At 39.9% G+C, this 21081-nt stretch carries 23 protein-coding genes; 16 read left to right on the top strand and 7 right to left on the bottom strand.

What is annotated here, in order from left to right; all coding sequences use genetic code 11:
- The first annotated feature begins 418 nt into the window (after window positions 1-418).
- The 10 genes from WG954_RS09835 to WG954_RS09790 all read left to right on the top strand — a co-directional run bounded on the left by WG954_RS09835 (window position 419) and on the right by WG954_RS09790 (window position 10088).
- A complete protein-coding gene (locus tag WG954_RS09835; protein ID WP_182804526.1) occupies window positions 419-1408 on the top strand; it encodes a PhoH family protein in 990 nt (329 codons plus the stop codon).
- Window positions 1409-1624: 216 nt separating this feature from the next.
- On the top strand, window positions 1625-2026 hold the full coding sequence (locus WG954_RS09830) for a hypothetical protein (protein ID WP_324228210.1): 402 nt from the start codon (window positions 1625-1627) through the stop codon (window positions 2024-2026).
- 98 nt (window positions 2027-2124) lie between these two features.
- On the top strand, window positions 2125-2487 hold the full coding sequence (gene crcB / locus WG954_RS09825; protein ID WP_340435961.1) for a fluoride efflux transporter CrcB: 363 nt from the start codon (window positions 2125-2127) through the stop codon (window positions 2485-2487).
- 24 nt (window positions 2488-2511) lie between these two features.
- Window positions 2512-3243 (top strand): glycine-rich domain-containing protein, encoded by a 732-nt coding sequence (locus WG954_RS09820; RefSeq protein ID WP_340435959.1) that lies wholly within the window; start codon window positions 2512-2514, stop codon window positions 3241-3243.
- Between the two features lie 81 nt (window positions 3244-3324).
- On the top strand, window positions 3325-4236 hold the full coding sequence (locus WG954_RS09815; RefSeq protein WP_340435957.1) for a ParB/RepB/Spo0J family partition protein: 912 nt from the start codon (window positions 3325-3327) through the stop codon (window positions 4234-4236).
- A gap of 3 nt (window positions 4237-4239) precedes the next feature.
- Window positions 4240-4860 (top strand): DUF5683 domain-containing protein, encoded by a 621-nt coding sequence (locus WG954_RS09810; protein ID WP_340435955.1) that lies wholly within the window; start codon window positions 4240-4242, stop codon window positions 4858-4860.
- Window positions 4861-4908: 48 nt separating this feature from the next.
- A complete protein-coding gene (dapB, locus tag WG954_RS09805; RefSeq protein ID WP_340435954.1) occupies window positions 4909-5625 on the top strand; it encodes a 4-hydroxy-tetrahydrodipicolinate reductase in 717 nt (238 codons plus the stop codon).
- Between the two features lie 5 nt (window positions 5626-5630).
- Window positions 5631-7454: a tetratricopeptide repeat-containing sensor histidine kinase gene (locus WG954_RS09800; RefSeq protein ID WP_340435952.1), complete on the top strand. Its 1824-nt coding sequence runs from the start codon at window positions 5631-5633 to the stop codon at window positions 7452-7454.
- A 9-nt stretch (window positions 7455-7463) separates the two neighbouring features.
- Entirely contained in the window at window positions 7464-9413 is a 1950-nt protein-coding gene (locus WG954_RS09795; protein ID WP_340435949.1) for a tetratricopeptide repeat-containing sensor histidine kinase, read from the top strand.
- A 33-nt stretch (window positions 9414-9446) separates the two neighbouring features.
- Window positions 9447-10088 carry a response regulator gene (locus WG954_RS09790; RefSeq protein ID WP_340435947.1) on the top strand — a complete coding sequence of 214 codons (642 nt, stop codon included), beginning with the start codon at window positions 9447-9449 and terminating at the stop codon, window positions 10086-10088.
- Here WG954_RS09790 and WG954_RS09785 read toward each other — a convergent pair.
- A complete protein-coding gene (locus tag WG954_RS09785; protein WP_340435945.1) occupies window positions 10085-10591 on the bottom strand; it encodes a hypothetical protein in 507 nt (168 codons plus the stop codon). The two genes, WG954_RS09790 and WG954_RS09785, sit on opposite strands and share 4 nt — an antisense overlap.
- A 100-nt stretch (window positions 10592-10691) precedes the next feature.
- Window positions 10692-11198: a hypothetical protein gene (locus WG954_RS09780; RefSeq protein WP_340435943.1), complete on the bottom strand. Its 507-nt coding sequence runs from the start codon at window positions 11196-11198 to the stop codon at window positions 10692-10694.
- An 85-nt stretch (window positions 11199-11283) separates the two neighbouring features.
- Between WG954_RS09780 and WG954_RS09775 the strand changes: the two genes are divergently transcribed.
- From WG954_RS09775 to WG954_RS09765, 3 genes are all read left to right on the top strand, one after another.
- On the top strand, window positions 11284-11688 hold the full coding sequence (locus tag WG954_RS09775) for an RrF2 family transcriptional regulator (RefSeq protein ID WP_340435942.1): 405 nt from the start codon (window positions 11284-11286) through the stop codon (window positions 11686-11688).
- Window positions 11688-11960: an acylphosphatase gene (locus WG954_RS09770; RefSeq protein ID WP_340435941.1), complete on the top strand. Its 273-nt coding sequence runs from the start codon at window positions 11688-11690 to the stop codon at window positions 11958-11960. The genes WG954_RS09775 and WG954_RS09770 overlap by 1 nt, the downstream gene beginning before the upstream one ends.
- Window positions 11961-12184: 224 nt before the next feature.
- Window positions 12185-12661 carry a DUF695 domain-containing protein gene (locus WG954_RS09765; protein ID WP_340435940.1) on the top strand — a complete coding sequence of 159 codons (477 nt, stop codon included), beginning with the start codon at window positions 12185-12187 and terminating at the stop codon, window positions 12659-12661.
- 63 nt (window positions 12662-12724) lie between these two features.
- Here the strand turns inward: WG954_RS09765 and WG954_RS09760 are convergent, their stop codons facing one another.
- Window positions 12725-13183, bottom strand: coding sequence for a lipocalin-like domain-containing protein (locus WG954_RS09760; protein ID WP_340435938.1), 459 nt, complete (start codon window positions 13181-13183; stop codon window positions 12725-12727).
- Between the two features lie 400 nt (window positions 13184-13583).
- Between WG954_RS09760 and WG954_RS09755 the strand changes: the two genes are divergently transcribed.
- From WG954_RS09755 to WG954_RS09745, 3 genes are all read left to right on the top strand, one after another.
- Complete coding sequence (locus WG954_RS09755; RefSeq protein WP_340435936.1) at window positions 13584-14357, top strand: hypothetical protein; 774 nt, start codon at window positions 13584-13586, stop codon at window positions 14355-14357.
- 149 nt (window positions 14358-14506) lie between these two features.
- Window positions 14507-14989, top strand: coding sequence for a YdeI/OmpD-associated family protein (locus tag WG954_RS09750; protein WP_340435934.1), 483 nt, complete (start codon window positions 14507-14509; stop codon window positions 14987-14989).
- A gap of 97 nt (window positions 14990-15086) precedes the next feature.
- On the top strand, window positions 15087-16466 hold the full coding sequence (locus WG954_RS09745; protein WP_340435932.1) for a serine hydrolase domain-containing protein: 1380 nt from the start codon (window positions 15087-15089) through the stop codon (window positions 16464-16466).
- A gap of 14 nt (window positions 16467-16480) precedes the next feature.
- Here WG954_RS09745 and WG954_RS09740 read toward each other — a convergent pair whose 3' ends face one another.
- The 4 genes from WG954_RS09740 to WG954_RS09725 form a co-directional block, all read right to left on the bottom strand.
- Entirely contained in the window at window positions 16481-17203 is a 723-nt protein-coding gene (locus tag WG954_RS09740) for a TMEM175 family protein (RefSeq protein ID WP_340435930.1), read from the bottom strand.
- A 138-nt stretch (window positions 17204-17341) separates the two neighbouring features.
- Window positions 17342-18574, bottom strand: coding sequence for an isocitrate dehydrogenase (NADP(+)) (locus WG954_RS09735; RefSeq protein WP_340435928.1), 1233 nt, complete (start codon window positions 18572-18574; stop codon window positions 17342-17344).
- Between the two features lie 130 nt (window positions 18575-18704).
- Window positions 18705-19940: a peroxiredoxin family protein gene (locus tag WG954_RS09730; RefSeq protein ID WP_340435927.1), complete on the bottom strand. Its 1236-nt coding sequence runs from the start codon at window positions 19938-19940 to the stop codon at window positions 18705-18707.
- Between the two features lie 118 nt (window positions 19941-20058).
- On the bottom strand, window positions 20059-20997 hold the full coding sequence (locus WG954_RS09725; RefSeq protein WP_340435925.1) for an L-threonine 3-dehydrogenase: 939 nt from the start codon (window positions 20995-20997) through the stop codon (window positions 20059-20061).
- Window positions 20998-21081 lie beyond the last annotated feature (84 nt).

Raw genomic sequence — 21081 nt, 5'->3', positions numbered from 1 at the left:
TCTACAATTTAACTCTTTCTGGCTGCATCTTCTGTTTTTATATTGAGAGTCACTTAACTGTTACGATTACTGTGCCAATTAACTATCAAAGACGGGCATTTATAATCTTTATTACCTAATGACAACTGATCTTACCATTTGTTAAAAATAAGATTGTTGAGTTATGAGGCTAACCTTCTTTGGATATAACAACTACCGAAAAATATTCTTCACCCTGCGTTAACGTTTCCACATCCTGTGAATAAGTACCTTTATGAAAATCTGTTGTCAATGATTAATATTGGTAACAGATGGAAGGGTTAGAAGTATCGTTGCCCGAATGATACTTATTGTGAACTTGGTTTGGTGCTGAAATCTTTACTACGCCTGCGCAACGTAGTACACTAATTCCGGTACCGGCCGCTAAACTGAAAAAACTTTGACTGAAACGATCATTAACCTCGAAACCGTTAACCCGATTGAATTTTTTGGTGTTAACAACGGTAAATTAGACATCCTCAAGAAAAAGTTTCCACTCTTAAAAATTTTATCAAGGGGCACACAAATCAAATTAAGTGGCAGCCCCGAACAGGTAGATCAGGCAAAAGAAAAAATTGATCTGCTCATTGCTTACTTAGAACGTAACGGACAACTCAGCGAAAATTATCTTGAACAAATCCTCGGCGGCGACGACCAGGAAACAGTTGATGCCTTTGTGGAACGAAACCCAAGCGAAGTTCTGGTGTTTGGCCCCAATGGTAAAACTGTTCGTGCACGCACACAAAACCAGAAACGGATGGTGGGTGCAATTGATAAAAACGATATCGTATTTGCAATCGGGCCGGCGGGTACCGGTAAAACCTATACCGCTGTTGCTCTTGCAGTACGTGCATTAAAGAATAAGCTGGTAAAGAAGATCATTCTTACACGTCCTGCTGTTGAAGCCGGCGAAAGTCTTGGTTTTCTTCCAGGTGATCTCAAAGAAAAGATCGATCCATATCTGCGTCCGTTATACGATGCATTGGATGATATGATCCCTGCAGATAAACTCGGTTATTACATGAGCACACGTGTAATTGAAATTGCACCGTTGGCTTATATGCGTGGCCGTACGTTGGACAATGCATTCATCATTTTGGATGAAGCGCAAAACACAACCGATCTGCAGTTGAAAATGTTCCTCACCCGTATTGGTGCAAATGCAAAAGCTATCATTACAGGTGATATGACACAGGTGGATCTGCCAAAGAACCAACGCAGTGGTCTGGAAAAAGGTATCCGCATTCTAAAGAACATCGATGGTATCAGTCATATTGAACTTGATGAAGAAGATGTGGTTCGTCACCGTTTGGTGAAGGCCATCATCAGGGCTTACGACAAAGACCATAAGATAGACCAGGAGCAGCCTAACAGCTACCACCGTCGTTAAATGAGCGTACTTACACCGCAGCATATACAACCGCATCCCGTTTCAGCAATGAGACGGGATCTTTCTTTTATAGAGTCACAGATGAAACTGATGGAGCAGAAAAACGCAGATTTAAAATCTGATCTGTGAAAATCTTTCCAATCTGTGTCATCGGTGTTTCTATCAGCCTGTTAAAACTGTTCCTCAAATCATTCCCTTTTGTACATTTGACCCATCATGAAAAGAATTCTTTTATTGCTTGCTGTTATCGTGGCCGTTGCTTCCTGTAAACAGGAACGTGAGCGCCCAACTGAAGCATTGGACACAGCCCGTGAATTTATCCGTAGCTCGCTGGATGGTGATTATGATTGGGCAAGAGAACTGATGATCAAAGACAGTTTGAATTTGTATGAGCTCGATCTCATCGAAAAAAAATACAAAGATGAAATGAGCAAAAAAGATAAAGAAGGCTACAAAGGGTCTTCTATTATTATTCATTCGGTTGATAATGTAAGCGACACGGTGGTGATCGTTAATTATTCCAACTCTTACAAAAAGAAACAAATGCCTGTGAAGGTGATCAAGCGTAACGGTTTGTGGCAGGTTGATTTCAATTATACGTTTACGGGGAACCTGTAAAGAATTTAGAATACAGAAGATAGTAGAGAGAAGAAAAACATACCGAGTATATGTTGTTTTATTCTAAATTCTGTATTCTAACTCCCAACTTCTTGCTTATGCTTAAAAATATTCTCCTCGTTGGTCTTGGTGGTGCTGCGGGCAGCATGTTGCGTTATGCATTTGCAGTTTGGTTTAAGCATGCTTCATTTCCTCTTGCCACTTTCCTGGTGAATATCATTGGCAGTTTTATTATCGGGCTGGTGTTTGCCTATGCATTACGAAGCGAACATTTTGCAACCAATTGGCGCTTGTTTCTTGCTGCAGGCATCTGCGGTGGGTTTACAACATTTTCTGCATTCTCACTCGAAAGCCTCATCATGTTACAACAGCAACGCATCGGCATGTTTTTTTTATATGTGATTGGAAGTTTGTTGCTGGGTTTGGCTGCTACGTGGTTGGGGTATAGTTTGATGAAATAAATCGTCACTCATAATAACATTGAAATGCCTGAAATCAACAAAAAGGAATTATGGTTAAGCCTTGATTCGTATAAGTTCAATCATATTGTACCGCCGAACGTCTGGAATCGAATAACAGAATTGTTTGGTGGAGAAGATGCTTCGACAAGAGCCTTTGCCGATAAAATCAAAAGGAAACATAACTGGAATACCAATTTTGCATTACATGCAATTCACGAATACAAGAAATTTGTTTACTTAGGTATTATCAGCAATTTCCAGGTAACTCCTTCCAAAATCATAGATATTGTTTGGCATGAGCATTTACTTTTCACAAAACCCTATCGTCAATTTTGTGACGAGGTGATTCAATACAACTTCGATCATCATCCTGAACTTATACCGTTTAATGACCAAACGGAAGCATTTGCTGAACAATACGTAAAAACACTTCTGCTCTACCGTACTGAATTTGGATTTGATGCTCCTGTAGAAATCTGGGATTTACCAAAATTCAGTGATGCTCAGCTTACTGCTGCTAAAAAAGCTTACCAACCACAATTAACCACTGTTTACAGCGACGGCGGATATTCAAGTTATTCAACTGACGCACCTCTTTCAAGTTATTTTGACGATCCGGGCTTTTCTGATTTTAATGGCGGCGACTTTGGTGGCGGGGGTGCAGGTGGCGACTTTGGTAGTGCAAGCGATGGGGCAGATAGTGGAAGCTCAAGTTGCGGTTCAAGCTGCAGCAGCGGATGCGGTGGAGGAGATTAGTTAGTTCAACATACCCTCATCATCTATCCTTGTTTTTTGGTTTTTTTTCAGGTACTTCGCAGACTGTAATAAAGAAAAAGTATGTCTACACCCGGAAAAAAAGATGCGTTAGGAAAGGGAATACGTTCCCTGCTGCAAAGTATTGATGAAGATCTGAAAACCACAGCCGGTCAGTTGAAACCAACTGTGGCCGAAGCAGTTACATCCATGCTGCGGGTGCCTGTAGGAGATATTGAGGTAAACCCAAAACAGCCCCGCCGTGATTTTGATGAAACAGCGCTGAAAGAACTGGCCGACAGCATTAAAATGCACGATATCATTCAACCGGTTACTGTTTCAAAACTTCCTTCAGGCAAATACCGCCTTATTTCGGGTGAGCGCCGTTGGCGTGCTTCCAAACTTGCTGGCCTGAAAGATATTCCGGCATACATCCGCCAGGCAAACGATCAGGAACTCCTGGAACTTGCGTTGCTTGAAAACCTGCAGCGTGAAAACCTGAATGCAGTGGAAATTGCCCTCAGCTACAAACGATTGATGGAAGAGCTGGATTACACACAGGAGCAAGTAGCAGAACGCATGGGAAAAGATCGTACAACTGTTACCAACTATATCCGTCTGCTGAAACTTCCGCCCGATATTCAATTGGCTGTCCGCACTGGAGCATTAAGCATGGGTCATGCACGAGCATTGATTAATGTTGATACAATTGATAAGCAGTTATACGTTTATCATCAGGTAAAGCAAAAAGAATTATCTGTTCGTCAAACGGAAGCTTTGGTTCGTCAATTGTATAAATCTGCACCTGTTAAACCTGCTGTAAAAGGCGGTTTGCCGCAGGCCTTTCAGCGAATTGAAGATAACTTAGCGTCACAATTTGGTACCAAAGTAAAAGTGAACCATAGCAAAAAAGGCAATGGCAGTATTTTGATCGAATATTATTCGCTTGAACAATTCAACCAGATACTGAAAACACTGGGCACCGATGTTGAATAACACATGAGGCAATTCTTTTTTCTTATACTCATCTCATTTGGTTTACTGCATGCTGTTGCTGCACAGGATACTGCTGCAGTGAAACCCGTTGTTCCGTCTGTACAAACAGACACAACAAAAAAACAGGCAATCGACACAACCAAAAAGAAAGCAGAACATTCGCCACGCAAAGCAACCATCCGTTCTGCAATTATTCCGGGTTGGGGACAAGCCTACAATAAAAAATACTGGAAGATTCCCATTGTTTATGGTGCGTTGGGCACTGCTGCAGGTTTCTTTATTTACAACCGCAAAGAATATATTGACGCAAGAGATGCTTACCGTTATAAGGTTGACACTTTCCCGTCGAATGATTATCTCATCAAACCAAAATTTCAACCGGTTGATGCAGAAGCTGTGCGGCAGTATCGTATTGGTGTAAGACAGTACGTTGATTATTCAGTATTGATCTTTCTTCTTTTGTGGGGATTAAATGTGGTAGATGCAACAGTTGATGGTCATTTGAAAGCGTTTGAAGTTTCAGATGATCTGTCGATGCGGGTGAACCCTACTATAAATCCTGTAACCAAACAGGCGTCAGTTGGATTAGTCTTTACCTTTGGAAAGAATAATTCAGCAAGATGATTGTTTGCACAACGGTCATCGTTATAAAAAATCAAACCAACTATTTAGATGAACATAGCGCTGATCGGTTATGGCAAAATGGGCAAAGCCATCCATGAAATTGCGAAAGAACGTGGCCACGAAGCTGTATTAATCATTGATGCAGATAACCTTCATGATCTTACTCCTGAGAATATAAAGAAAGCAGATGTGGTCATTGAATTTACCAGTCCGCATACTGCTTTCAAGAATGTAACTTTTTGTTTACAGCAGAGTGTACCAGTGGTTTGTGGTTCTACCGGTTGGTTGGAAAAACTTGATGAAGCAAAGGCCATTGCAGAAGCAAGCCGCACAGGATTAATTGTAGCGAGCAACTTCAGCGTGGGAGTAAATATTTTCTTTGAAGTGAATAAGCGCCTGGCACAATTGATGGCGCCACAAAGCAATTACGAAGTAACACTGAAAGAGATCCATCACACTGCAAAAAAAGATGCGCCAAGCGGCACCGCCATTTCATTGGCTGAACAGGTGTTGGAACAGTTGGGTCGTAAAGAAAAATGGGTGAACGAAGTGTCTGCACATCCCGGCGATCTTTCGATCATCAGCGAAAGGATCGATCCAGCCCCCGGCACGCATCACGTAAAATACAGTTCGGCTATTGATGATATCGAGATCATACACACGGCTCATAACCGCACTGGCTTTGCTTTAGGTGCCGTACTCGCTGCCGAATTTTTAAAAGATAAAACCGGTTTCTTCGGAATGAAAGAAGTGCTTAACTTGTAAGCACCATGTGGCCCAAACCCAAAACCGCATTACCCACATTACTATTTCTTTTACTTCAACTTGCTGTGTTTGCACAAGACACAACAATTGACAGCCTGCGTGCTACCATTGGCAGTACAACCAATTACAACGCAAAACTAAAAGCATATATACTACTCACCGGAAGACTTAGCCTGATCAGTTTTAATGAGACCATTAAAGTTGGTGAAGAGGGTATATCACTTGCAACTAAACTCAACGATTCACTGGCATTAGCTGAACTTAATCACTCACTTGGGGTGGCAACTTATTTTAAAGGCGACTATGAAAAAGCAGCAGCTTATTACTTTTTTGCACAAGGAATTTATGAACGTCGCAGCCTATGGCAGAAGCAGGCTTATATAATGAACGATCTTGCAAAGCTTTACCGTAAAACAAGGGATCTGAAACGGGCACTCAGCTTTTATAATACTGCACTTGAGCTGTTTACCAAACTAAAAGATTCGAGTGGCATACAAATGATTATGAATGAAAGCGGTGTTGTTTATGAATACCAGGGAAACTATGAAGAAGCCATCCGTCATTATAATGCAGCGCTGCAGATAGCTACAAAGTTAAAAGACGAAGGAGGTAAAGGTTGGTGTTATAATTTTTTAGCTGGCGTGTATGGTTTGCAAAGCAAATTTGATCAGGCAGAAGATTATAATCTGCGTGCACTTGCCATCAGGCAAAAGTTGAAAGATACATTTGCCCTAACTCTCAGCTACGCAGATATGGGTGTAATGTATGGCAGTTGGGGCAAGTTTGAGCGTGCAGTTTATTATCTTGAAGCAAGTACTAAACTTGCCGAACGGATGCAGTACCGTGAGCTGCTTTCAAACAACTATGCTGAGTTAAGCCGCATAGCCAATGTAACCGGTGAGTATAAAAAAGCATTGGACTATTATACCTGGTACACACAACTAAAAGATTCATTGTTCAATGCACAGAAGACAAGACAGATAGAAGAACTGAGTACGTTATACGAAACCAATAAAAAAGAACAGCAGATACAGGTTCAGCAATTCACTATCAAAAAACAAAATACACAGATCTTTCTGATCCTTGGCTTTGTTGCATTTGCAGCCGTTATCAGTTACTTACTTTATTACCGTTACCGTTGGAAACACCAGGTAAAACACCAAACAGAAATTTTAAAGCAACAGGAACTTGCTGCACAATCAATTCTTGAAGCTGAAGAAAAAGAACGCACCCGTATTGCAAAAGATCTTCACGATGGAGTGGGGCAAATGATGAGTGCGGCACGCATGAATCTTTCCTCGTTTTACAATTCAGTAAACATTCAGGATGGTGATCAAAGCAAATCACTGGCGAATATTATTCAGCTAGTGGACGACAGTTGTAAAGAAGTAAGAGCAGTGAGCCATAGCATGATGCCTTCTGCCCTGCTCAACAAAGGATTGCCCAATGCCGTGGAAGAATTAGCAAGTAAGATCAGCAATAAAGAACTACAGGTAAGCTTTCACAGCGAGGGTTTTAATGAACGTTTGAACACAACCACAGAAACTATTTTATTCCGTGTGATACAGGAATGTATCAACAACAGCATTAAACATGCAGAAGCAAGCACGTTGGATATTTCACTAATTCATGATAATGATGGCATCAGCGTAACCATTGAAGATAATGGCAAAGGTTTTTTAAACGATCTCCAACAAAACGAGGATGGAATGGGTCTTTCAAATATCCGAAGTCGTATTCAATTCTTAAAAGGCACTGTTGACATTGACAGCTCACCCGGCAATGGAACATTAATTGCCATTCATGTACCACAAACAAAGAAGCTATAAAAAAATAAAATGAAGAAAATACTTTTTGCAGGTTTGCTATTGGCTTTTAGTATGTCACTGAAAGCGCAAAAAAACAAATCAGTGATTGACAGTTTAGAAAAACTTGTCGTTAACAGTAAAGACAGCCAGCTGGTGAAAATTTACAATGACCTTACATGGGAATACCGTTTGGTAAACCGGGATAAAGCAATGCAATATGGTTTTAAGGCAATTGAACAGGCCCGAAAAGTAAATTATCCAAAAGGAATGGCGCAGGCATACAACGATCTTGGTATTTTGTTATTCGACCAGGAAAAATATGATAGTGCTATTGCCTTCTATCAGCTTTCAGGAAAAATAAGAGAACAGTTGAATGATGGCCTGGGTATTGCAAAAGTGTATAATAAGATCGGGATCGTTTACCAGAAGAAAGGAGCATTTGATAAAGCATTGGAAAACCAGTTACAGGCCTTATCACTCTTTACAAAACACAAGAACGATATCGGCATTTCATATTCGCTCAATAATATCGGTATCCTTAACCAGAATCTTGGACGTTATGACGATGCCATCAAATACCAGCTTCAATCCATCGAAATAAAAGAAAAACTAAAAGATAATTATGGATTAGCAGGGTCATTTGTAAATATTGCGAACGTTTATAAAATAAAAGGCGATGATAATAAAGCAACCACTTACTACAACAAGGCAATCACGATCAGCCGATCAATTCAGGATAAAGAATATCTCGCCAACGCATTAAACAACATTGGCGCACTTTACATCAAAAAGCAAAATTACAAGGAGGCTTTAGCCGCCATCAATGAATCACTACAATTAAGAAAAGACCTGGGCGACACCAAGGGACAGGTTAGTTGCATGAATAATCTTGGCTTGGTTTTTCACGACCAGAAACAATACGATTCATCTATTGCCATATTGCAGGCAGCGTTGAATATTGGTAAAGACGCAGTAAACTGTTTACCCGAAGTAAACCAAACCTACCTTGCACTTTCACATTCATACGAATCATTGAATAAGAACGACGAAGCTTTAGCGATGTTCAAATTCTATGCATCAACAAAAGATTCATTGTTTACAGACAACCTTTCACAAAAATTTGCTGAGCTTGAAACTAAATATGAAACACTTGAAAAAGAAAAAGAAATTCAACGGCAGCAATACATCATTGAAAAGAAAAATTACTGGATCATTGGAATTGCTTTGTCAATTGTATTGCTTTCGCTTCTTGCTGTTTCTTACTACCGTCGTTATAAATTAAAACAGGAAGCAACCATGAAACAAGCTGTCCTTGAGCAGCAACAACTGGCTGCATCTGCGGTATTAAAAGCTGAAGAAAAAGAGCGGCAACGCATTGCCAAAGACCTGCACGATGGTGTTGGACAAATGATGAGTGCAGCTAAAATGAATCTCTCCGCATTTGAGAATGAACTCCAGTTCACAAGCGTTGATCAGAAACTTTCGTTTGAACGCATCATTGGTTTGGTTGATGAAAGCTGTAAAGAAGTAAGAACGGTTAGCCACCAGATGATGCCGAATATGTTATTGAAATCAGGATTGGGCAAAGCTGTTGCTGAGTTTCTTGATAAGATCGATCAGAAAATAATCAAAGTGAACCTGCATGTAGAAGGTTTGCAGGAACGGTTGAATGAAGATGTAGAGATCGTTTTGTTCCGTGTATTGCAGGAGTGTGTGAACAATGTGATTAAACATTCAGGTGCATCGCAGTTAGATATTGCACTTATTAAAGATAAGGATGGCATCAGCGCCACCATTGAAGATAATGGTAAAGGTTTCGATGTACAACAAATTGGCGACGAAGGCGGCATTGGTTTAAAGAACATGAAAGCAAGGATCGACTATCTCAATGGCACTATTGACTTTGACACTGCGGCAGGCAAAGGAACGTTAGTTGCTATTCATCTTCCGCTAACGCAAACCAGAATTGTTGAACTCTAATTTTCAATATCTTCGATTTAACCTCTCCACATTATGTCCTTGCATCATTATAAAATTGCGATTGTTGATGATCACCAGATCGTTATTGACGGTTTACATTCCTTGTTAAAAGGATACAATCAGTTTGAGATCGTAATTGAATCGAACCACCCGGAAACTATTCTGCCTTTATTAAAAAAACAAGAAATTGATATTTTACTTACGGATGTAATGATGCCTGTGTTAACTGGAGTTGAACTGGCAAAGCAGGTGAAAAAGGAATTCCCTTCTATTAAAATCATTGCATTATCAATGAATGGCGAAGGCAGTTTGGTAAACCAGATGATCGAAGAAAGTGATATCAGCGGTTACCTGTTGAAGAACATCGGTCAAACAGAATTTATTAACGCACTCAATAAAATTGCCGAAGGTGGTATTTATTTCAGTGATGAAGTGCTGCAGGAAATGCTGAAAGCAAGCGAACGAAAACAAGTGAGCGATGAGAACAAACTCACCAACCGTGAAGTAGAAATTGTGCGGCTTATTGAACAGGAATACAGCAATAAAAAAATTGCGGAAGAATTATTCCTGAGCGAACGTACTGTTGAAACACACAGGAAAAACATCTTCCGCAAAACGAAAACCAATTCAGTGATCGGGTTAATTAAATATGCTTACGAGCACAAACTCGTTTAACGAATTGCAATACCCAATTTCAGCAATACCGAGTGCGATCCGCCATCAGTATTTTTCTTTTGCCAGCCATCGTAATGTACACTGGCATTAAAAATATTAAAGTTTAAACCGGCGCCAATATCATAGGCAAAGCGGCTTTCCCTTGCATCAATGGTTTCATCTTTTATTAATCCAACACCCGCATTGCCCGTAAGGAATAAATTCTTTACTGGGTAATAACGGATTCCAGCTTTTAACGGTATCATGCTGATCTTGCCATAAGGATTATAAGTTTCCGGTGCATACGATTGAAACCCGATGGTTCCGGTAATATATGCACTCTGCCCTAACCCAAAACCACCAAAACCTTCAATGCCAAATACGCTTCTGTAATCGTTCCGTAAATCGCCAAGTGGTGCGCCAACAATAACGTTACCACCAAAAATGGTATTGCCTTTTTGTGCGTAGGAAGCACTTGTTAAACCAATAATTGCTACAATAATGGATAAAAATTTGCTCTTCATAACATCTGTTTACAGTTCATTTTCCAATATTGTACCAAAAATAAAAAGCGGCTGTTCTTGTATATATTTTAACAAGCCGGTGCTGCATTTTATGCTGAGATCATTTTAACGCAAGACCAAGTTTTAACTGTATTGTTCCTGAAAAGCCATCTGTATTCTGTCGTTTCCAGCCATCGTAATTCAAACTTATTTGTCCAACGAGCAAATGCAGACCAATACCCGCATCAAACATAAATCTCGATTCCCTCTTGCTCATTGCTTCATCCTTCAAAAAACCAACGCCTGCATTTCCACTTAAAAACAAACTATTTTTTGGGTATACACGTAAACCTGCTTTTATCGGCACTACTGTTATTTTTCCGTAAGGATTGCCCGACTGTTCTTTATAAGAAAAATAACCAATGGTGCCCAATCCATATAAATGCTTCCCGCCAAAACCAAGTGATACATCAATGCCTGTTGCTCGTTTATAGCCATCCTTAAAATCGCCGGTTGGAAACCCAAGTATAAGATTGCCGCCTACAAACGTGTTTAGTTTTTGTGCAGTAGCCTTTTCTGCTATAACAAATTGAGCCAGTAAAAAGAGAGAAAATAAGGTTGTGCGCATAGTATCTTTTTTTTGCGATAAATGTAGCACCTTTGTTTGCAGAGCAAATACCCACTGCCACTTAGTTTAAACGAAACACACAAAGATGCTTTCAAAAAAAACACAGTACGCATTCCAGGCGCTGAGCTATATGGCCCAGCAAAAAAATAACGAGCCGCTTCTCATAGCCGATATTGCCAAAAAGAAAAAAATCCCGCTGAAATTTTTGGAGAATATCTTATTGCTGATGCGCAAAGATGGTATTCTTGAGAGCAAGAAAGGAAAAGGTGGTGGTTATTATTTCAAACTGAAACCTTCGCAAATACCACTTGCAAGGGTCATCCGTTTACTCGATGGGCCTATTGCTCCCCTCTCCTGCGTAAGTCTTCACTTTTATGAACGTTGCAAAAACTGCGATGAAAAACATTGCGGCCTGCACGACATGATGATAAAAGTGCGTGATGCCAATCTTAAAATCCTCGAGAGTAAAACCGTTGCCGATATTACCTGATGCAAAAAACTGTAGCCATAACCGTTAGAGGTAAAGTGCAGGGTGTGTGGTTTCGCAGCTATACACTTGAGAAAGCCCAACAACTATTACTTACCGGCACTGTACGCAATACCCCAGATGGTGATGTGGCTGTTGTTGCCACAGGCACCGAAGATCAGTTAGCTGATTTTATTGAATGGTGCTGGATGGGCTCACCCAAGAGCAAGGTTACTTCTGTTACCGTTGAAGATAAAGAATTGATGAAGTTTGAAGGGTTTGAGGTGGTGAGGTGAATCTTTTCCAGATTGGATTATACTGACAACAATACCCAAATTTGAACAAACAAATACTAATTTTCACTTATCACTATTTTTTAGAATCGCATCTCCGATATATATATTAGCAGCCATTCTTAATCATCCTTTTTAACTAGTACATGAAATATTTGCTACGGGTTTATTTTTCAGTTTTCATTGGGCTAATTCTTTCATGTCAGACCTCGAGTTCAAAAAACAAGATGACTCCTGCAAAGGGTAAACAAGGAAAAGATAACATGAAATTGAAATTAACTGATTCATGGTTTAATGCGGAAAGCGAATCAAAAGATAATTATTTCTTTCTTCGGGGCAGGGACAGTCTAACCAACTTCATTAAATCTTCACTTTATAATGATAGAGTAGAAATTATTTGGCCTTATAGTTCATTAAATGGTTTATTTTATCCTGATGACAACGAATCAAAATTAATGGCCCTATTTGAAGATTCATTAGTGAATAAACTTGAGGGTGACTTACATTCTATATTATCATTTGTTTATACAGGAAATGGTAAAAGAATCTGGCATTGGTATACAAGGTCATTTCAGGACTTCAACAAAAGGTTGAATTTAGCACTTTCTGGCTTTGACAAATTACCAATAACTATTAAACGAATTCATGAACCGGATTGGTCAGAATATCTTGATGCCATGAGAGGTAGCGGACTTATCAAATGATTTGAATACCCCCCAATGGCGAAAGCGTCTCGCTTGTGCCCCTAGCTCATAAATATTTTACGATCACTGTTTACTAAAACAATACCGGTAGTTATAACTCGGGCTTTCAATAAACGCATATAACCTCCGACCGGAAGAACGGAAATCAAAATGATCGAAATACCAATCGATCACACGGTTATTATTAAAGTCGTATAGTTTTAGAATCAGCACCTGCCTGCTGTCTGTTTGCCAATTTCCATCATTATCATAATAACCGGGGCCGTTTTGTGTACGCATCTGCCAGTTGCCTTGCATGGTATCAGTTGCATTGGTATAAGAAGCTGTGCCGTTCTCATTAAACCGGAACAAGCCGGATCCGTAGCCCGAGTTGATGCGTTCATTACTAAAAGCCCGGCGCTTTTCTACTTCGGTTAAACGCCACGAACCTTCAATGCGGTTTTCGGGTAACCATTTTTTACAGGAGCTGAGTGAAAGAAAGAGAAGAGCGATAAAAGGAAATGGGTAGAGTTTTGATTGCATAGATAAAGTTTTATAAAAAGCCACAAATACAGTACCCATATACGTTAGAGAAACTTTAAATCTATCCATTGTAAACCTACGCCCTTATTGGGCACATGAACAATGGGAAATTTCAGAATTGCCACGAATGCTGTTTTCAGATACCAACTATCAGATAGAATTCGTTTCGTAATGCCGTTAAGAAGGATGCTCCCAAAAACCAAGACAGATCATTCTCTGAATTTTTGTATTCGATAATTGATTCCTGCAAAAGCAAAAGCAGGAGTTCAGGTTAAATAAAAAAAGCTTGTTATAAAAAAATCAGGCCCGGTAATATTTGCAAAACATTTCAAGCCATCAGTAATTATTGCTATTGTTCTCCAATAAGAATATGCGTAGGTTCATGTTCGAAAAAATCATTATGAAACACTTCTCATTTTTAATACTCTTTCTGCAGTTAATACTAACAACAGCAGCTCAACACGACAGAACAATATTTCTGGGAGAAGATATGATGCGTACATTTCGCTCAGATATCATTAAAGTAAGAAGTTGGGATTCTGCCATTTCATTTTTATTTGACAGTCGGTTAACTGTTTTGTATAATACGGCCATCGCAACATCCGAGAAACAAAACAGGCTGGGCGTCATTCTGCCTTCGAAGAGTACTGAAAAAACAACCTATGAAACCAGGTTGAAAATTGATAATGATGTTGATTCTTGCATCGTTATTTATAACCATGATATAAATGTTGTGCGGCATGGAAAATCGTTACTTTTTGGAATAATCAATTTATTCTCAAAGCCCGGGGAACGTTCCCCGCAGGAAGAACCCTACTATGCAAATGAGCTTAACAAAGCGTGGGGAACAATAAATTACAGAGGCAAGACATCGCAATTTCTTTTGATCAATAAAAACAAATTGGATTTGATAAATAAGGGTTGGCTTATTTTGAATAATGATACTATAACAATAAAACCAATTACCACTTATAAAAACCGGAAGGGAAAAATTAAAAAGTCATTTCCTCACGGAATGTTCAGCTGGGTATTGAAAAAAGGCGATACAATTATTGCAGCAATTGACGGGTATATGGCAAACAATACTGCCTATATTCGCAGAGACTTAAATGAGGAAGAGAGTATAATCCTAACATCATTCATATTTGTATTTTGTCTCACAAGCGTACCGTAATTACAAAACGCCAATGACTCAGCCCTGTCTATGTGGGGCTCACAGTAGTATATTCTGTCGATCGCAGAGAACCCTGCCTACAATTTTACACCAAACTTATACTTAACTTTCAGGACGATTATTTCTTTGTAAAATTCCCGAATGGATAAATGGCAAGATTTAAAGCATCAATTGAGATCATCGGCATAAACCCTTTTGTATTTGTTCCGGAAAAAATACTTGCAACAGTTTTACAAGCGTCCGGCAAAGAGAAAGGGCCCATACCGATAAGAGGTGTGATCAATAAAAATCCTTACCGGCAAACATTGGTAAAATATGCCGGGCATTGGCGATTGTACATCAACACCATCATGCTGAAAGATTCGCCTAAACGAATCGGGGAAACTATTACCATCAGCATTGAATTTGATCCTGAAGACAGAAAACTGAAGATGCATCCTGAACTTGAAAAAGCTTTGGCGAAGAATAAAACAGCAAAAGAAAATTTTAAAAAGCTTCCTTCATCCCGTCAACAGGAGATTATCCGCTACATCAGTAATTTAAAAACAGTAGAAAGTGTTGAGCGGAACATTACAAAGGCCATCAACTTTTTAAGCGGCAACGGAAGTTTTGTGGGCAGGCAATCGCTTTGAAATCGACCCGCAGTTTATCCAAACAGTAATCATCTATACTTTCCTAACTTTAATAACAACACTGAATACTGCATCAGTGATTTCTAAACCATCAACTATGCGTACACGCAAGTTTTTTCTACGATCGTTTTTTGCTTTGATAATGTTGCTACTTGTTGCGGGAGTTTGGTATGCAACCAAAGCATTCCCTGTCATCACCGGCTATTTCGCCAAGAATCTTGCATCCGGTGTTTATTTACAAAACCGCAACGCTGCTGATGTTGTAACAGAAGACCTGGCAGAGTTCCCATTTTCAATATGCAATTACTCAGTTAACGACAGCGATCGATCAGTAACAGTTTCCGTTTGGGGTTTTGCAAAAAAGAAAGCAATCTACAGAGATGGCATCGGATGCACACTCATCAATGAACTGAGCGAAGAAGAAATCAGAAAGCAGGTGTTCAACCGAGCTATGATCAAACGTATGAACCCTGACAGTATCGCCTGGCCAAATGGAGATAAACTTGCAGATACAATACCAACTGAAATAGATCAGCAGTTATTGAAGCAGGCTGTTGCAAATGTGATGCAATCAAACTTTAACGGTAAGTCCTCGCAAACAAGAGCTGTTGTTGTTTTATACAATGGTCAACTTGTTGCAGAACAGTATGCGCCGGGCTTTGATAAAAACACAGTGATGACAGGTTGGTCGGTTGCAAAAAGTTTAACGTCGGCTATGATCGGTCTTTTAGTAAAGGAAGGAAACCTGAAGATTGATGCACCTGCCCCTGTGCCCGAATGGAAAAATACAGCAAAAGAAAAAATTACGTTACGACAGTTGTTACAGCAAACTACAGGTCTTGCATTTGAAGAAGATTATACAAAACCAAGCGAAGTAACTAATATGCTATTCAGGAAGGGCGATATGGCTGCTTTTACCGCAAAGCTTCCATTAAAGCACGAACCGGGTACTGTATTTAACTATTCAAGCGGCAACACAAATATTCTTAGCCGAATTGTTCGTCATGCCGTTGGTGAAGAAGCATATGCTGATTTTCCTTACCGTTCACTTTTTCATAAGCTGAATATGTATTCAATAGTTTTGGAGCCTGATGCATCGGGTACTTATGTTGGCTCTTCTTACAGCTATGCAACAGCACGAGACTTTGCCAGATTTGGTTTATTGTATTATAACAACGGCGTGTGGAATGGAGAACAGTTATTACCTGCAGATTGGGTGCCGCAATCAATACAACCGTCTGCAGCTGATAAACAAAAACATTATGGCTTTCAGTTCTGGCTAAATGGTTTTAGCAAAGAAGATGTAGGTAAACGTTGGTATCCTGATGTTCCTGCTGATATGTTTTTTGCTGATGGTTACGGCGGACAGGATATCTACATCATTCCATCAAAGAAACTGGTAGTTGTACGGCTGGGTTTACATGTGATTGATGAAAATAAGTTTTTGAAGGAAGTAATTGCATCAATACAACATTAAAGTTCTGTAGAAGATTATTTAAGCCAAGCTATCTTTTTCACTGTGCGTTTAAACAAATAGCGATGAAGTATCAGCCAAAGCGGAATGAGTAAGAAACAGAGACCACTCCACACAGGAAGATCCATCCATGCAAACAGGATGCTTAACAATCCGATTCCCATCTGCACCATTGCGTCCTGCTTTTGTGAACGCACATAGTGTGTTTCATACATACTGAAAGTCAACTTGGTTCTATTCTTATAGGCATGCCTGTATAATAAATAAAAGATGAACCAGATAACAGCATAACCAATGCTGAAGAAAAGGATGAGCTGCGGAAACTCTTCCTGCGTTAATACTGTTTTGCCCAGCACTGTTACTTCATGGAAATAATCAAAACCGGTTAACCACGACAACAAAACTGAGAATAAAAACTTTAACGGGAAAGCATAGAACAGGATCAACACAAGCAGCGACAGGTTTAAGAAAATTACAAAGCCATCATTCAACCCGTAATTCCGGAAGTATTCATTCTGCAAATACCAGAAAAAGAAAACAAGACTTACTGTAGCTGCAAAAGGAAGAAAATGATGAATTGAAAATTCTAGTTCTTCAAATGTTTTTGGCACTTCAAGTGACATAATAAGCAAGGAAACAGAAAATGCAAACACGGCATCGCTTAGAGCTTCAATGCGGTACAGTTCTGTACCACGGGTGGTTTTACGTTCATATTGCTGAAAGATCTTTTTGCGGAGCATCGTTGATTTTTAGAATCCAAAATAGAAAGCGATGCCGCTCTCATCAATGATGGTGGTTGGCGAATTGGTTGATGACGGGCATAAAAAAATCCCTCAACAATTGCTGAGGGATTTCTATTTTAAACTTCATCTTTCAAATTATCCAAGTTTTGCTTTCAGGTTTGCATCAATTGCATCCAGGAATTCTTCTGTATACAAATAATGATCGCCATGATTTACTTTGTTGCCATGCACACATACAGCCAGATCTTTTGTCATCTTACCGCTTTCAACTGTTTCAATACAAACTGCTTCCAGTGCATTTGCAAAATCGATCAACGGTTGGTTGCCATCTAATTTACCACGGAAAGCCAAACCACGTGTCCATGCAAATATCGATGCGATTGGATTTGTAGAAGTTGGACGACCTTTCTGATGCTCACGGTAGTGACGTGTTACTGTTCCGTGTGCTGCTTCTGCTTCCATTGTTTTACCATCAGGTGTAACCAATACAGAAGTCATTAAACCAAGTGAACCGAAACCTTGTGCAACAGTATCGCTTTGTACATCACCATCATAGTTTTTACAAGCCCATACAAAGTTGCCGTTCCATTTCAATGCACTCGCCACCATGTCATCGATCAAACGATGTTCGTACACGATGCCTGCTTCAACAAACTGCGCTTTGAATTCGTTTTGATAGATCTCTTCAAAAATATCTTTGAAACGACCGTCGTATTTTTTAAGAATAGTATTTTTTGTAGAAAGATACAACGGCCATTTTTTGCTCAACGCCATATTGAAACAGCTGCGTGCAAAACCCATGATGCTTTCATCGGTATTGTACATGCTCATTGCAACGCCATCGCCTTTGAAATTATATACTTCAAAAGTTTGTGGCTCGCCACCACCTTCCGGAGTAAAGGTCATAGTCAACTTTCCTTTGCCTTTGATCACCGTATCAGTTGCACGGTATTGATCACCAAACGCATGACGACCAACAATGATTGGCGCCGTCCAGTTTGTAACCAAACGTGGAATATTATTGATCACGATCGGCTCACGGAATACAGTACCATCTAAGATATTGCGGATAGTTCCGTTCGGGCTCTTCCACATTTGTTTGAGTTTGAACTCTTCTACACGTTGTTCATCGGGAGTAATGGTTGCACATTTAATACCTACACCATATTGTTTAATTGCATTGGCAGCATCTATCGTTACCTGGTCGTTGGTTTCATCTCTGTACTCAACACCAAGGTCGTAGTATTTAATATCCAGTTCGAGATAAGGAAGAATTAATTTCTCTTTAATGAATTTCCAGATGATCCTTGTCATCTCATCACCATCCAGTTCAACAACCGGGTTGGCTACTTTAATTTTCGCTGCCATCAGTTTAGTCTTTAATTGTTAAGTAATTCAAACAATATGATTGTTTGCAGCAACCGTTACATGCAGTTGGTTGATGCCCTGTTTTTTCAAGGGTCACAAAGATAGTTGTGTAGCACCAAAAAATAAGCAGTTATTCTGCCAGTAGTGAACGGATGGTTCGGTAGAACTCGGCTTTAAACTCTGTATAGAACTCGCCTGTGCCCGGGCCATAGAAGCCTTGGTGAATTTTGGCAACGTTCCCGGCCTTAGAAAGAAAGATGGTTGTTGGAAACGAACGAATAGGAGTTAGCTGCGGTAATGTTTTTTCTGTACGTTGTTCATCACTCGTTGTTGTGGGAGTAATCAACACTGGATATTGTATACCGAAGCGTTTGATAAACTTTTGTACACTTGCTTTGGAACGATTGAAATCGGTACTGTATTCATAGGCCAACGCTATCACTTCAACTCCTTTGTTTTTATATTCCTTGTAAAAGCCACTGAGGAATTTACTTTCGTCCATACAGTTAGGGCACCAGCTGCCCATGATCTGTATCACCACTACTTTATTCTTAAACCGTGCATCATTGATCGAAACGATTTTACCATTCACATCTTTGAAAGCAAAATTCAATTTGCTTTCTCCGGGTTTTAATTGTGTGATTTGAGTAGTATCAGGCAAGGCTGCCTTATCATTTTTTGTTGCACGCCATTTTTCAGCAGGTACCGCACTGCTGTAATACATTCCGTTCTTTATCTCGTTGCCACTGATTGTTGCAGTAAATAAATAGGCATGACTTCCATCAAAACAACTCAGCAATAAACTATCGCCATTTACAACGCCTTCTAAAAATCGATAATCTCCGCTGGGTGTTAAAAATGTTCCGGTTAACGCTGAACCTTTTTGTTGAAATTCTGCAATAGCAGGACGATCAGTTCCATTGGGCCTCGTAAAAGAAACCTGCCAGCGACCGGTGCTGTTTTCTGTTGCAGATTCAGTTACAGCAAACCGCTCTTTGTTTCCATACACAAACTCAACGGGGAACTCCAGCAACTTTAAACTGCCTGCTTTAAACCATTTGCCAACCAGCTTTCCATCCTTCTGTATTTGCAAACGAAAGAAGGATTCGAAGAACGGCATTTCAATATTTACTGAATCGCCTTTGATTTTAATATCATCAACTAATAAACGTTCTGCTGCATTGCGGATATACATTACCTGCTTTCCATTCTTCAATTGCACTTCGGCATTGAAAATAATTTCTGCTCCATCTTCACGAAAGATAGATGCACGATACCAACCTGTGCGGAGTTTGTTCACTGATTGTGTAAATGCTGTTGTATTGAAAAGAAAAACGATTACCGTCAAATATAAAAATTGCTTCATGCAAATACCAGATTTTTCGATCATGCTTAATACTAAAAAACGAAGCTGCAAGGTAAGGCTTGCAGCTTTCTAATATGGTCATGGCTCTGACAGGTTCATTGCAGAACTGTGAAGGTTCTTATAAATTTTCAAACATATCCTTCGTCATCTCAGGTAATTCATAGTCATGTTTCCAACCCCAGTCCCTTCTTGCAACACTGTCATCAATGCTTTGCGGCCAGCTGTTGGCGATTTGCTGACGGTAATCGGGTTTGTAGGTCATTTCAAATCCTGGCCGATGTTTCGCCACTTCCGCTGCAATTTCCTTTGGCGAAAAACTCATCGAAGAAATATTGTAAGAATGACGGATCGAAATTTTATCGGCCGGTGCTTCCATTAATTCAATGGTTGCTCGGATGGCGTCGGGCATATACATCATGGGCAGGTAGGTGTCTTCCTGCAAAAAGCATTCATATTTATTTTCTTCCAATGCTTCATGAAAAATTTCTACTGCATAATCGGTTGTACCGCCACCGGGTGCAGATTTATAGGAGATCAAACCAGGATAACGCAGGCTTCTTACATCAACCCCGTAACGTTGAAAATAATAGTTGCACCAAAACTCACCTGCATATTTGCTGATGCCATATACAGTAGTTGGCTCAATAATGGTTTGCTGCGGACAATTTTGCTTGGGCGATGTTGGACCGAATACCGCAATGGAACTTGGCCAATAAACCTTGTGTAATTTTTCTTCACGGGCAATGTCCAGCACATTTAATAAACCTGTCATGTTAAGATTCCATGCAAGGTTTGGATTTTTTTCACCTGTTGCCGAAAGAATGGCAGCGAGTAAATAAATCTGTGTGATGTTCTGACGGATGACCTGCACATGCAGCATCTCTTTATTCATTACATCAAGACTCACGTAAGGACCAGTTCCTTCAAGCAGCGGATTTTGTTCACGCAGATCAGAAGCGATCACATTTGCATTCCCATACAGTTTACGCAACGCCAAGGTTAACTCAACACCAATCTGACCGGAAGCGCCAATCACTAATATTTTTTCTTTTACCATAGTACAATGAATGTGGCGGCAAAAATAAGCGGAAAATCAACGAGGCGAACATTCATTCGTTTGCGCAAAAGTCTGATCCATGAT

It is taken from the genome of Lacibacter sp. H375 (assembly GCF_037892425.1).
Taxonomy (GTDB): Bacteria; Bacteroidota; Bacteroidia; order Chitinophagales; family Chitinophagaceae; genus Lacibacter.
Note: the sequence above shows the minus strand (reverse complement) of the source record. Positions and strands in the feature narration are given on the sequence as shown.